Genomic DNA, 13,373 nt, shown 5'->3' on the forward strand with positions numbered 1-13,373 from the left:
TCACTCAGCCTTTTCCAGCCAGTCGGCGGCAGACCGACCGGCCCAGCGCCCGGTCGCCAGGCAAGCCGTGAGCAGATAGCCCCCGGTCGGGGCCTCCCAGTCCAGCATTTCCCCAGCGCAGAACACACCCGGCAGGGCCGTCAGCATCAGCCCGTCATCCAGCGCTGCCTGTTTGACACCACCTGCGGTCGAAATGGCTTCGTCCATCGGGCGAAGGCCGACATGCCGGACAGGCAGCTTTTTCAACATGCTCACTTGCACGGATTGAGGGTGGCCACCGCGTTTTGCCATTTCATGAAACAGGGCGATTTTCTGAGCAGACAGATTCAGCGATTTCCTCATCCACTGGGACAGCGTTGTTTTCGACCGTTTCGCGGACAACCGCGCCAGCAGAGCCTGTTGGTCCAGATCTGGCGTCAGATCAGCAAACAACGGTGTCCCCGCGCGCAAGGCCGGTGTCAGCTTATACAGCCCTCCGCCTTCCAGACCGGTTCTGGAAATCGCAGCCTCTCCTCGGCTCTCCAAATCACCTGCCATCAATCGGATCGATTTCAATGCGGCCCCGAAATGGGGCTGCATATGTGGGCTCCAATCAACGGAAATGGCTGAGTTTGCGGGTTCAAAGGGTGCCAAAGCCACGTCTTTTCCGGCCAATATCTGCGCCCAGTGACCGTCCGAGCCAAGGCGGGCCCAGCTTGCACCGCCCAGTGCCAGCACGGTGACATCCGTCGAAACACTGCGCCGCCCGTCCGGAGTGTCAAACACCGGCGCATCACCGTCCCAGCCTGTCCAACGCCAGCGGGTCCTGATTTCGACCCCGGCCTTGCCCAATCGTGCCAACCAGGCCCGCAACAAGGGCGAGGCCTTCATTGCTTGGGGAAACACGCGCCCCGTCGAGCCGACAAACAGCGTCTGCCCCAACCCGCGCGCCCAGTGCTGAACAGCTTCGGCATCAAAGTCAGACATGATCGGGCGCAACCAATCTGCCGCTTCACCATAAGCGCGGATCAGGTCATCAAGCGGCTCGTCCTTGGTCAGGTTCAGCCCCGATTTCCCGGCCATCAGGAACTTGCGCGCGACCGAAGGTTTGGCCTCGGCCACCAACACGGAATGCCCGGCTGCGGCGAGCTGTTCGGCCGCCATCAACCCGGCGGGGCCTGCTCCGATCACCACTGCCTGCGCCATTCGCACCCTCTTGCCTTCGCCCGTCACAGGCGCAAGTTTCACATCATCATGACGAACAGCGATCCAATCTGCCCGCTTTGCGACCGCCCGATCCCCGACGGGGGTGGCAGCCTGCATCATCTGATCCCAAAACTCAAAGGAGGCAAGGGCGGACCTACCGTTCTGCTGCATCAGATCTGCCACAAAGAGGTGCACGCCACCCTGACCGAAGCCGAACTGGCACGCAGTTTCAACACGGTCGAGGCCCTGCGTGCGCATCCAAGGCTCGAGAAATTTCTGACTTGGGTTCGCAAACGCCCACCCGGATTTCGTTCGAAAGTTCCGGGCAAGCGGCGCGGGCGCTGATCAAACTGGCAGGATCTGGTCCCCGACAATATCTGTAAGAGGTTCGGACAGGCCTTCGATCACGATACCCTGAAAGTCCGGTACATGCACGAATTGTGCGCCCGCAACATGTTGGAATTCCAACGTCGTATAGGCGCGTTTCCACAGCCATTCGCGGTTTTCAACAGCCCAAAGATCAGGATTGGGCGGGGTTTCGTCCGTAAAAGCATAAAAATGCAGGTCAAAGCCGTAAGGGGCGACCTCCTGCATCGACAACAACGACATGCCCTGGGCGCGCCAGAACGCGTCTTCGGCGGCAATATCGCCGGTTCGAAGGGTAATCTGACCGATCCGAGCCTGCGCAAAAGGCGCGTCAGGGTCCGCTGCATGCGGCGGTCGGTTGCCTTCGAAATCATGTTGCAGCAGCTCGATGACGAACCCTTCGGGATCCGCAAGATGGCACATGTAGCCGATGTCCAGAAACTGATTCGGCTTGCTCACTGGAACGTCAAACCTGCGCAGATGAGCCGCAGCAAGATCGACATCCGGCACGGTGATTCCTATCTTCCAGTAGCGCTGCCCCTTGTCATGGGTGTACCCTCCTCCACCCGGCAGCAACAAAATATCTGCGTCTGCACCGTCATAGCCGACACGGTGGCCGGTTTCTGTTCGGCCAACGGACATGCCCAGAATGTCGCGATAAAACGCGGCCAGCCGATCCGGGTCAGCGACCCGCAGGCGCAGTGCAGACAGCCTCATGAGCACAACCTTGCGATTCCCGCCGCGATCTCGGGGTCGGCGTTCACGCTGTCGGCAACCAGATCGCGTGCGGTTTGCATCAGGTGATCGGGATCGACAATCCGGTCCACCAGGCCAAATTCATACGCCTCTTGCGCGGTGATCTTCTGACCCGCCATAAAGATCAACTTGGCCCTTGCCGGTCCGACCAGAGCCGCCAGCCGCGCGGGGTCGGACGGTTGTGGCAGAAACCCCAGCTTCATCACCGGATAGAAGAACTTGGCCGACGGCACGGCAATGCGCAGATCGCAGGCCAGTGCCATACCGTTGGCCCCGCCTGCCAAAGTGCCGTTCAGTGCGGCAACGGTCAGACAGGGCAACGCAGCAATGGCGCCGGACAGCCTTTCCCAGACATCCGATTTGGCCAGACCGGCGCGCGCTTCGTCCAGATCTGCCCCGGCGCTGAACACTTTGCCCGCGCCCGTCAGGATCAACGCCTTGGCCTCTGTCGCGGATTCGGCGATCTCGGCCAGTTCCGCCAGCATGGCCCCCGTCAGGGCGTTCGCCTTGCCGGGATTGTTGATCGTGACGGTCCACAGGCCACCTTCTTTGGTCAAATCGATCATATCAGCCCGGCCCGTTTGCGAATGTCTTCAAGCCGCAGCGAAATTTCAGTGCCAAGAAACTCATCGGCATCATCCGAGCACATCCACAACAGCGCCCGTGCGGGCCAGTCCGCAGGGATATGCACATCCCAGTCCAGCTGACTGACGGGATTAATGCCGCTGGCCTTGATCGACCGCTGCATATCGGTGGCCACCGTCCCCGGTGACAGGCCCATGGCGCGAATACCATTATGGGCTTCTTCCAGATGCAGACATTCCGTGAGCATCTTGGCCCCGGCCTTCGAGGCGCAATAATGGCTCCAGGCTTCGACCGGGTTCGACGCTGCACCGGACGAGATCGTCAGAATGCTCCCTCCTCCCGCAGCCCGCATCACCGGCAACGCCGCGCGCATCCCGTAGAAAATACCTTTCAGGTTGATGTCGATGGCCTTGCTCCACGCCTCGGTGTCAGCATTCGAGAGATGAAAGATCGGATCGATCACACCCGCGTTGCCGATCAGAACATCCAACCCACCGAACCGGTCCACGCATGTGGCCACGGCTTGTTCCACCTGCGCGAAATCGCTGACGTCACAGGCCAATGCGATGGCCTTATCGCCCAATGCGGCCGCCAGAGCGTCAATCTGATCCTGACTGCGAGCCACCAATGCGACATTGGCGCCGGCTGCGGCAAAAACGCGCCCTGCCTCGGCCCCAATTCCTCGGCTGGCCCCGGTTATGAGAACAGTTTTTCCTTGCATTTGCCCTTCCTCACGCATTGCAATCTCTGTCGGCTACAGCCGTAACGCGTAAACGGGGAAAGGGTCCAGCCCTTGCCCCCTTGACGATACCCGCCACAAAACCGACCATGCGCCACAAATTGATCAAGAAGGGTTACCTTATGTCCGTTTTCCTTCGCCGCAGCTGCGGCGCTGCCTTGGCTTATGCCGTTGCCACCCAAGGGGCGTTTGCCGATCTGTCGGCCGATGACGTCTGGTCCGATTGGCAGAGCTATTTCACCTCGATGGGTTACACCGTCACAGGAGACGAAAGCACTTCGGGCGACGTCACCACGATTTCCAACATGACACTTTCAGTGGCCCTTCCCGAAGAGGACGGACAGTTTCAGATGGTCATGCCGGAAATGACATTGACCGAAAATGGTGACGGGACCGTTACCATTGACCTGCCGGAAAGCTTTCCCATGGAAATCACCGGTCAGGCCGAAGACGAAAACTTCGCAGCCACTGTCACCTATTCCCACAGCCAACTGAACATGGTCGTGTCGGGCACACCGGACGACATGACCTATGACTACAAGGCTGACAATCTGGGCGTGAAACTGGATTCGATTGAGGTCGATGGCGAGGCGCTGCCCAATGATGTGTTTGGCATCGATGTCCAAGCAAGCGATCTGTCCGGCAGCTCGCGGATGCAGATCGGCGACAATCGGAACATCAGCCAGACGTTCAACGCAGCCACGTTAACTTATGATCTGAACTTTCAGGATCCTGAAAGCGGCGAAAACGGGTTGATCAACGGTCAACTCGATCAACTGGCATTTGAGGGCAACAACGTCGTCCCGCCGGATTTTGACTTTTCGGACCCAGAAGCCTTTTACAAGGCTGGTTTTTCGTTTGACGGCACCTTCACCTATGCCGCAGGCAGCACGGATCTGAGCGGGACCAGCGAAGGTCAGGCGTTCTCGATGAACAGCACGTCCGAAGGCGGGCGTTTTGCAGCCAGCATCGATGCAGAGCGTATCGTCTATGACATTGACCAGAACAGCACGAAAATGGCCGTTACCACGGCGGGCCTGCCGTTCCCGATCGAACTTTCGATGGCCAAGGCGGGCCTGAACTTCGAATTCCCCATCCAGCAATCGGACGAGGTTCAACCCTTCGGCTTTGGGCTGAACCTGACCGATTTCACCATGTCGGACGTATTGTGGGGCATTTTCGATCCTGCGGGCGCGCTGCCGCGTGATCCGGCGACGATTGCGCTGGATGCGACGGGAACCGCGAAAGTGCTGATGAATATCTTCGATCCTGAAATCGACGTCGAATCCGACGAAGCGCCGGGGGAACTGCACTCGCTGAAGATCAACGAACTGCTGGTTTCGCTGGTTGGCGCCAAACTGACCGGTACCGGTGATTTTGCTTTCGACAACACCAATACCGAAGAGTTTGATGGCCTGCCCAGCCCAAGCGGCGTGGCGAACCTTCAGCTGGTTGGCGCCAACCAGTTGATCGACACCCTGATCGGCATGGGAATCATCTCGGACGAAGACGCGCTGGGTGCCCGCATGATGATGGGTCTGATGGCAGTTCCGGGCGCAGAACCGGACACACTGAACTCGAAGATCGAGTTCACCGAAGACGGCCAGATCCTGGCGAATGGTCAGCGTATCAAGTGACAATCAACGGAAAGGGCCGCGCAACATGCGGCCCTTTCTCTGCCCTGCCAACCCTTGCCCAAACCTCTGAAACGGCACGGGTTCACCGCGATCCTCAACGCACAATCTGGTCACAGGTCTTGCGAGACGGGCGGTCCAAGGCTAGGTCCTTGGCAATCAACCCGGAGGCCTCATGACCTGCTCACCAGAAGAAATCAGCCATCACTTGCTTGACGTGGCCCGCAAGGCAGGCGCGGACGCGGCGGATGCCATCGTTATCGACGGATCCTCTGTTTCCGTCGAAGTGCGGGGCGGCGCGCTGGAACATGCCGAGCGCTCGGAAGGGACTGATTTGGGATTGCGGGTGTTTCTGGGCAAACGATCCGCCATTGTGTCCAGTTCCGACAGCCGCCCTGAAACCCTGCGCGCCATGGCGGAACGAGCTGTCGCAATGGCCAGGGAGGCCCCCGAAGATCCGTTTTCCGGGCTGGCTGACAAGGACCAGCTGGTCACAGACTGGAACATAGAGTCACTGGAATTGTCAGACCCCGCCCCGGCCCCGTCTGCCGAAGCCCTGATGCAGGATGCCCTGACGGCCGAGGCCGCAGCGCTGGCCGTCGCCGGCGTCACCCAGGTGTCGGATGCGGCCGCAAGCTATGGAACCCACCATGTGCATCTGGCCGCGACAAACGGGTTCACCGGCGGGTACGCGCGCAGCAGCCGGTCGGTTTCCTGTGTTGCGATCTCGGGCGAAGGCACCGGGATGGAACGGGACTATGACGGTGACAGCCGGACGTTCCAATCCGACCTGCGCAGCGCGGAAGAAATCGGGCGCACAGCAGGTGAACGCGCCACGCAACAGGTTGGTGCGCGCAAACCTGAGACGGGAAGTTTTCCGGTTCTCTTCGACGAACGGATCTCGTCTTCGCTCATCGGCCACCTTCTGGCCGCCAGCAATGGCGCGGCGATCGCACGGGGCGCATCTTGGATCAAGGATTGTTTGGGGCAGGACGTTCTGCCTGCGCATCTGTCCCTGATCGAAGACCCGCACCGCCCGCGCATTTCGGGCTCGCGTCCCTTTGATGCCGAGGGTCTGCCGACACGACGCCGGGCAATCGTGGAAAACGGCGTTCTGACCGGCTGGACGCTGGACCTGTCAAGCGGGCGAAAACTGGATATGGCGTCCACGGGAAATGCCGCGCGAGGGGTCTCGGGCCCGCCATCGCCCAGCAACTGGAACCTGAGCCTGACACAAGGTGACCAAAGCCGCGCCGACCTGCTGCGCGATATGGGAACCGGGTTGCTGGTCACGTCCATGATCGGTTCAACGATCAACCCCAATACCGGTGACTATTCAAGGGGTGCATCGGGCTTCTGGGTCGAGAATGGCGAGATCACGCATCCGGTCAATGAATGCACCATCGCAGGCAATCTGCGGGACATGCTGCGCCGGATCATCCCGGCGAACGATGCCCGCCCATACCTGTCGCGCGTGGTTCCGTCGCTTCTGATCGAAGGAATGACACTTGCCGGCAACTGATCTGCCCCTGCTGATCGAGGCGGCGCTGGAGGCCGGCAAGATCGCCACGCGCTATTCCGGCACGCAAGCACAGCGCTGGGACAAACCCGATGGCGCCGGCCCAGTGACCGAGGCGGATCTTGCCGTGAACACGATGCTAGAGGAGCGGTTGTGTTCGGCGCGACCGGGCTATGGCTGGCTTAGTGAAGAATCCGAGGATTCCACCGACCGGCTGGACCGCAACAGCACTTTCATAATCGACCCGATCGACGGCACCCGGAGCTTTGCAGAAGGCGCGCGCACCTGGGCACATTCCATAGCCGTCGCCGATAACGGCGTGGTGACGGCGGCGGTCATTTACCTGCCGATGCGGGATTTGCTGTACACGGCGGCCCAAGGTCAGGGCGCGTCTCTCAATGGTAAGACGATCACGACCTCGGACACCGCAGAGCTTTTGCAATCAGAAATTCTGGCCGCCAAGCCGAACCTTGACGCACGGCATTGGCGCAATGCGCAGGCGCCAGAATTCGAACGCGCGTATCGTCCGTCACTTGCCTATCGCATGGCTTTGGTTGCGCAGGGGCGGTTCGATGGCATGCTGACCCTGCGCCCCAGTTGGGAATGGGACATTGCCGCCGGCGACCTGATCATCCGAGAGGCCGGCGGCGTGTGTTCCGACCGTACGGGTCAACGGCTGATCTTCAACAACATGCATCCCAGGTTGAACGGCGTGATCGCCGCCAGCGCCTCGATTCATCAGCAACTGTCGGCACTGCTGGATCCGGCCGGGCCGGGAATCGGAACATGAGCAAACCGCGCTCACTCAGCTTGGCCGCCTACAGGGTGTTGTCATGGGGGTTGCGCAACGGGGTTGCGCCGCAATCCAACCTGCCGCGCCCCAAAGGTGAGTTGCTATGGATCCATGTTGCCACACCGGATCGGCTGCGGGCTGTGACCGACTTCTGCCGTCGGCTGTCGCAGGTCAGGGCCAAGCTGAATTTCCTGCTGACAGCCCCCCCGGATGAGGATCTGTCCAACTGGCCGGACAGCAGGTTCCCTTTGATCAACCTGCCACAGGAACAGAGTGGAGCCGCCCGCGAGTTTAACGAATACTGGCGTCCGAACATGGGGTTGTGGGTCGGTGGCGATCTGATGCCCAACATTGTCACGCGCGCTGACGAAAAAGCGATCCCGCTGGTCCTGTTCGACGCCCAATTCAGCGTCACTCTGTCCCGGAACGCCCGTTGGCTGCCGGACATCACACGGGTGACCTTTGACTGTTTCCACAAGATTCTCACGCCATCCGCCGAGACGGCTCGGCAGATCCGCCGCCTCGGAATCCAATCCGGAAAAGTTGCGGAATCACCGCCTTTGCGGATCAGCCCCAACCCTCGGCCCTGGCCAGAAGACGAACTTATCGAGACCACTCATACACTTGCCGGGCGCCCGGTTTGGCTGGCGGCATGGGTTCAGGACAAGGAGTTCATCTCGGTTCTGACAGCCCACCGTCAGGCACTGCGGATGCTGCATCGGCTGGTTCTGGTGTTGCACGTGGCAAACGAGCCGGAAGTCTCGCCGCTGAGACGGCGGCTGGAATCGATGGACCTGCGCTGCGTCAACTGGGATGAAGGGGACATGATTGAAGATACCACGCAGGTCGTCCTGACATCGGACCCCGAAAACCTGGGCCTGTGGCATCGCATGGCACCAGTGACCTTCATGGGCAGTTCACTGGAACGCGGCGCGGGCGGTCAGGATCCGTCCGAAGCAATCGCGCTGGGGTCTGCGATCATGTTCGGACCATATGTGCATCGCCATCAGGAATTCTATTCCAGCCTGCAACAGGTGAACGCCGCCAAAGAGGTTAAAACGGCAACCGAACTGGGCGACGCCGTTGTGCAGCTTCTGGCGCCGGATCAAGCTGCCGACATGGCGTTGGCGGGATGGCAATTGTTGACCGAAGGCGCACCGCAGGCTGACGCCCTGATCGAAATGGTGCAGGATATTCTGGATCAGCGGAGTGCGGATCATGCGGGCACCTGATTTCTGGAACACGACCCCGGACCAACCGGATCTTAGGGCGCGTATGCTGGCACCGTTGGGGCGCCTGTATGCAGCGGCAACCGCCCGTAGGATCGCCTCGGAATCCGGCGAAAAGCCGGGTGTGCCCGTGATCTGTATCGGCAACCTCAATGCTGGTGGAACCGGTAAGACACCAACGGTGATCTGGACCCTTGAACAGCTTCGAGGCGCCTGGCACGAACCACATGTCGTCACGCGGGGGCACGGAGGCTCTTTGGATGGGCCGGTGCAGGTTGATCCGGCCCGGCACACGGCTGCCGAAGTAGGAGACGAGCCGCTGCTTCTGGCGATGTTTGCCGAAGTCTGGGTTGCCAAGGACAGGGCGGCGGGCGCACGGGCCGCCGCAGCGGCGGGCGCCACGGCAATCGTGCTGGATGACGGTTTTCAAAACCCCTCGGTGGCCAAGGATTTCTCGATCATTGTTGTCGATGCTCAACGCGGGTTCGGAAACGGTTTGTGCCTGCCTGCCGGGCCACTGCGGGAACCGGTCGACATCGGATTGAAACGGGCCGACCTTGTGTTGTCTCTGGGCGATGAGGCCGCGCAAATGGCTTTCACCGGTCAGTGGGGCGACAAGTTGTCTGTTCCCCATGTCACCGGAGCAATCGAGCCCCTGCAAACCGGCATGGACTGGACCGGCACACGCGCTTTGGCATTTGCCGGTATCGGCCACCCCGAGAAGTTCTTCAAAACCCTGCGACAGCTGGGCGTAGACCTGGTCCGCGCCGAAGCCCTGGACGACCACCAGCCTCTGTCTCAGGCACTGATGGCCCGTCTGGAAAACGAGGCGCGCCAACTGGGTATTCAGATGATAACGACCGAGAAAGACGCCGTACGTCTGCCCCCGGCTTTTCGGAGCAAAGTGATCACTCTGCCGGTTCGTCTGCGAGTGGGCGAAACTGACAAGGTCCGCGACATGCTATTGAATGCAGCACCTGCACCAAAATAGGCCCGGTCGGCCCCTACAGGGCCAACCGGAAAAGGGTTTTTAGCCGCCCAGTTCGTCTTCGATCAGCTTTTTGAAGTCAGCGTAGGACTGGTTGTCGACTTTCTTGCCGTTCACAAGGAACGACGGGGTCGACTGAATACCATCTCGTTCGGCGTTTTCCTGATACCACGCAGCCAATGTCCGCGCCTTGGTACCGTCTTGCAGGCAAGCCTCAAGCTGGTCGCCATCGATGCCGGCCAAACGACCGATCTTGCGCAGCTCATCCACGATCTCGGCCGGACCACCTGCGCGTGTCCATTCTGCCTGCCCTTCATAGATCAGGTCTGTGATACCGAAGAACTTTTCGGGGCCAGCGCAGCGTGCAACCATCGATGCCCAAAGGCCGTAGCGGTCAAAATACACCTCACGATAGGTAAACTTGACCTTGCCGGTGTCGATGAAGTCTTTCTTGAGCTGCTTATACGCGCCTGTGTGGAAGTTTGCGCAGTGCGGGCAGGTATATGATGCATATTCGATGATTTCGACAGGTGCATCCTCAGCGCCCTGCACCATCTCGACGATCGTCGAAGTATCCAGGTCTGCCTCCTGCGCTTCGGCGGCACTGACCAGTGGAATGGTGACATTGGTGTTCGACCCTGTCAGCCAATAGCCGCCAGCGGCCACGGCGACGGCCGCACAGATTACGGTTGCAATACGGCTCATTTTCAGCCCTTTCTCAGCGTTTCTGTTTGGATAAAACGTTGCGCCCGAGACGTTCAAGGGCCGCGCGCAAATCTTCATCATTTACATTGCGTGACACTTTGTCAGCCTCGGCGGCAATGTCAGGCGCAATCTGGGGTTTGGTTTGCTTCGGCTTGTGGTCGAAACTGGCCTGCCCCTCGGCAAATCCGGTCGGAGCGGTCTGGGTAATGCGGACGCGGCTGATGGCGTTGTAGCCATAGACCGCATTCACCTTTCCGCGAATCTGTTCCTTCTGCATTTCCAGCATCGGAGCTTGTGGCCCGGTGGTCAGAACGGTCAGGGTCGCGCCAAAACCGCCCTTGCCATAACCCACTTTGACCGGGCGTGCGATGGCGGCGATTTCCTGGCCGACGATCTCGGCCCAATGGGTCAAGAGCCGCGACACGGCAAACCCCCGGCTTTCCCCGGCGCGCCTGATCTGATCGTTCAGCACGGACGCGGTGCGTTTGAACCCACGGGTCGAAGAACGTCTGCGTTGCATCTGGTTTCCAGCTCCTACACCTCTATTGTACTGAGCAGGGCACCGGGTGCCAGAGAAACCCGACAGGGAGATGGATAAAACTTGCGTGACTCTGCTGAATTGACCGTCAGTGATGCGTTGCTGGAGTGGTACGACCGCCACGCCCGCGAAATGCCTTGGCGCACGGGTCCGGCGGATCGCGCCGCCGGCATACGCCCCGATCCCTATCGGGTCTGGTTGTCCGAAGTGATGCTACAGCAAACAACAGTTGCCGCCGTTCGTGACTATTTCCTGCGTTTCACCACCCGTTGGCCCACGGTTCAGGCCCTGGCCGCCGCACCGGACGAACAGGTCATGGGGGAATGGGCCGGGCTTGGCTATTACGCCCGCGCCCGCAATCTGTTGAAATGCGCGCGTGCTGTCACGCAGGATCACGATGGCCGGTTTCCCGACAGCTTTGACGCCCTGCTGAAGCTACCCGGCATTGGCCCCTATACTGCGGCTGCGATCTCGGCCATTGCATTCGATCAGCCCGAAACCGTGCTGGATGGAAACGTCGAGCGTGTCATGGCCCGGCTCCACGACATTCACGACCCGTTACCCGGCTCCAAACCCCTGCTGAAGGAAAAGGCATCAGCCCTGACCCCGGCCGCACGCCCCGGCGATTACGCGCAGGCGGTCATGGATTTGGGGGCCACCATCTGTACGCCGAAGTCGCCGGCATGTGGCATCTGCCCCCTGCGTGACCCCTGTCAGAGCCGCGTCGCAGGCACCCAAGCCGACCTGCCACGAAAAACACCCAAAAAACCCAAGCCAACCCGCTATGGGCACGTGTATGTCGCGCGTATGGCAGACGGTGCCATGGTGCTGGAACGCCGGCCTGACAAAGGTCTGCTGGGCGGAATGCTGGGTTGGCCCGGATCAGAGTGGGACGATGCCCCGACCGAACGTGCCCCGTTCCCTGCGAATTGGAAGATGTTGCCGGGCGAAGTGCGCCACACATTTACACATTTCCACCTGATTTTGCAGATCTGGACCACGGATGCCGCTGATCACGACGTACCCGAACATCTGACGGTCGTCGACAAGCACAGCTTCAGGCCCGGCGACCTGCCAACAGTGATGCGAAAGGTCTTTGATCTGTGGAGAGGACAATAAGTCCGCTGTGCAAGTCTTCGGGCCATGTCTAGGGTATGTCCAAAAAGTCGGAGCAGAAAAGATGATCGCAACTGGCACATTGTCCCGCTGGCAATCTGCATCCCCTTTCTGGGTGTCGCTGCTGCTGATCCCGCTGGTCTGGTTTTCAGCTGCTACCGGTGGATGGTCACTGCTGCTGGTTCCTGCCGCAACCTGGTGGGCTTTTGCAGTGCTGGACCGGATCAGCGGGCTCAACACTCAAAACGCCGACCCCGAGACGCCGGACACGGCGCTGCAATGGTACATATTGCTGACAAAACTCTGGGTCCCGATCCAGTTCGTCACCCTTTTTGGTCTGATCTGGTACGCAACCCACGGCACCCATCTGTCAACGCTTGAGAAAATCGGCCTCTTCTTTGGCATGGGCGTCATTTCGGGCACGATTGGGATCAATTACAGCCACGAGTTGATGCACCAGAAAAGCCGTATGGAACGCTGGCTGGGGGACATCCTTCTTGCCATGGTGCTGTATTCTCATTTTCGGTCTGAGCACCTGTTGGTCCATCACCGCCATGTTGGCACCCCACGCGATCCGGTAACGGCGCGCTACAACGAAGGTTTCCATCGCTTCTATCCCCGCGTTCTGTGGCAATGCTGGGTTTCGGCCTTCAACGCCGAGCGCAACAAGCTGGCCCGCATCGGCAGACCGTGGACAGATCGTTCAAACCCGTTCTGGCGGTACTGGGCGCTGCAAGGTGGGATGCTGGCACTGGCCGGCCTGATCGGAGGATGGTCCGGCGTGGCGTTATTTCTGCTTCAGGCTGGTGTCGCGATCTGGCAGCTCGAGCTGGTCAATTACGTCGAACATTACGGCCTGACCCGAAAACACCTGGGCGACGGACGGTACGAGCATGTCCTGCCACGCCATTCCTGGAATGCCTCGCAGAAAGCTTCGAACTGGTTGCTGATCAATCTTCAGCGCCATTCGGACCACCATTACAAACCCAATCGCCGGTTTCCGCTGCTGCAACATCACGCGTCGGGCGCAGCCCCACAATTGCCCTATGGCTATCCCGTCATGACCGTGTTCGCTATGATCCCTCCGCTTTGGCGGCGGGTCATGAACCCGCGCGTTCGCGCGTGGCGACGCCACTATTATCCCGAGATCACCGACTGGCACCCCTACAGCAAATCTTTGAACCCCATGCCCAAAGCGTGACCGCAGCGCGCACTGGCGC

General features: G+C 60.2%; 14 protein-coding genes. 8 read left to right on the forward strand and 6 right to left on the reverse strand.

Features of this window, described 5'->3' with window-relative positions; translation table 11 throughout:
- Window positions 1-1,185: a TIGR03862 family flavoprotein gene (locus I9185_RS18930; RefSeq protein ID WP_210093830.1), complete on the reverse strand. Its 1,185-nt coding sequence runs from the start codon at window positions 1,183-1,185 to the stop codon at window positions 1-3.
- 48 nt (window positions 1,186-1,233) lie between these two features.
- Between I9185_RS18930 and I9185_RS18935 the strand changes: the two genes are divergently transcribed.
- Window positions 1,234-1,530, forward strand: a complete 297-nt coding sequence (locus I9185_RS18935; RefSeq protein ID WP_171637775.1) for an HNH endonuclease — start codon at window positions 1,234-1,236, stop codon at window positions 1,528-1,530.
- Here the strand turns inward: I9185_RS18935 and I9185_RS18940 are convergent, their stop codons facing one another.
- The 3 genes from I9185_RS18940 to I9185_RS18950 are packed head-to-tail and all read right to left on the reverse strand — an operon-like array spanning window position 1,531 to window position 3,613.
- Window positions 1,531-2,268, reverse strand: a complete 738-nt coding sequence (locus tag I9185_RS18940) for a VOC family protein (protein WP_210093831.1) — start codon at window positions 2,266-2,268, stop codon at window positions 1,531-1,533.
- On the reverse strand, window positions 2,265-2,873 hold the full coding sequence (locus I9185_RS18945; protein ID WP_171637777.1) for an enoyl-CoA hydratase/isomerase family protein: 609 nt from the start codon (window positions 2,871-2,873) through the stop codon (window positions 2,265-2,267). Before I9185_RS18945 ends, I9185_RS18940 begins: the two co-directional genes overlap by 4 nt.
- On the reverse strand, window positions 2,870-3,613 hold the full coding sequence (locus I9185_RS18950; RefSeq protein WP_171637778.1) for an SDR family oxidoreductase: 744 nt from the start codon (window positions 3,611-3,613) through the stop codon (window positions 2,870-2,872). The genes I9185_RS18945 and I9185_RS18950 overlap by 4 nt, the downstream gene beginning before the upstream one ends.
- 140 nt (window positions 3,614-3,753) lie before the next feature.
- Here I9185_RS18950 and I9185_RS18955 point away from each other — a divergent pair, with 140 nt between their 5' ends.
- From I9185_RS18955 to lpxK, 5 genes are all read left to right on the forward strand, one after another.
- Window positions 3,754-5,268, forward strand: coding sequence for a DUF2125 domain-containing protein (locus I9185_RS18955; RefSeq protein WP_210093832.1), 1,515 nt, complete (start codon window positions 3,754-3,756; stop codon window positions 5,266-5,268).
- 172 nt (window positions 5,269-5,440) lie between these two features.
- Window positions 5,441-6,787: a TldD/PmbA family protein gene (locus I9185_RS18960; protein ID WP_210093833.1), complete on the forward strand. Its 1,347-nt coding sequence runs from the start codon at window positions 5,441-5,443 to the stop codon at window positions 6,785-6,787.
- A complete protein-coding gene (locus I9185_RS18965) occupies window positions 6,774-7,574 on the forward strand; it encodes a 3'(2'),5'-bisphosphate nucleotidase CysQ (RefSeq protein ID WP_171724904.1) in 801 nt (266 codons plus the stop codon). Before I9185_RS18960 ends, I9185_RS18965 begins: the two co-directional genes overlap by 14 nt.
- Entirely contained in the window at window positions 7,571-8,809 is a 1,239-nt protein-coding gene (locus I9185_RS18970) for a glycosyltransferase N-terminal domain-containing protein (protein ID WP_210093834.1), read from the forward strand. The genes I9185_RS18965 and I9185_RS18970 overlap by 4 nt, the downstream gene beginning before the upstream one ends.
- Window positions 8,796-9,797 (forward strand): tetraacyldisaccharide 4'-kinase, encoded by a 1,002-nt coding sequence (gene lpxK / locus I9185_RS18975; protein WP_210093835.1) that lies wholly within the window; start codon window positions 8,796-8,798, stop codon window positions 9,795-9,797. Before I9185_RS18970 ends, lpxK begins: the two co-directional genes overlap by 14 nt.
- Before the next feature lie 39 nt (window positions 9,798-9,836).
- On the opposite strand, the gene I9185_RS18980 is transcribed toward lpxK, so the two are convergent.
- Window positions 9,837-10,499, reverse strand: coding sequence for a DsbA family protein (locus I9185_RS18980; protein WP_171724901.1), 663 nt, complete (start codon window positions 10,497-10,499; stop codon window positions 9,837-9,839).
- A gap of 13 nt (window positions 10,500-10,512) precedes the next feature.
- Complete coding sequence (locus tag I9185_RS18985) at window positions 10,513-11,019, reverse strand: DciA family protein (protein ID WP_210093836.1); 507 nt, start codon at window positions 11,017-11,019, stop codon at window positions 10,513-10,515.
- Window positions 11,020-11,100: 81 nt separating this feature from the next.
- On the opposite strand from I9185_RS18985, the gene mutY reads away from it, so the two are divergent.
- The gene (mutY, locus tag I9185_RS18990; protein WP_210093837.1) at window positions 11,101-12,156 is read left to right on the forward strand and encodes an A/G-specific adenine glycosylase; all 1,056 of its coding nucleotides are present in this window, start codon (window positions 11,101-11,103) and stop codon (window positions 12,154-12,156) included.
- 61 nt (window positions 12,157-12,217) lie between these two features.
- Window positions 12,218-13,354, forward strand: coding sequence for an alkane 1-monooxygenase (locus I9185_RS18995; protein ID WP_210093838.1), 1,137 nt, complete (start codon window positions 12,218-12,220; stop codon window positions 13,352-13,354).
- The last annotated feature ends 19 nt before the right edge of the window (window positions 13,355-13,373 follow it).

This window comes from Ruegeria sp. HKCCSP346 (genome assembly GCF_017872595.1).
GTDB lineage: Bacteria > Pseudomonadota > Alphaproteobacteria > Rhodobacterales > Rhodobacteraceae > Ruegeria.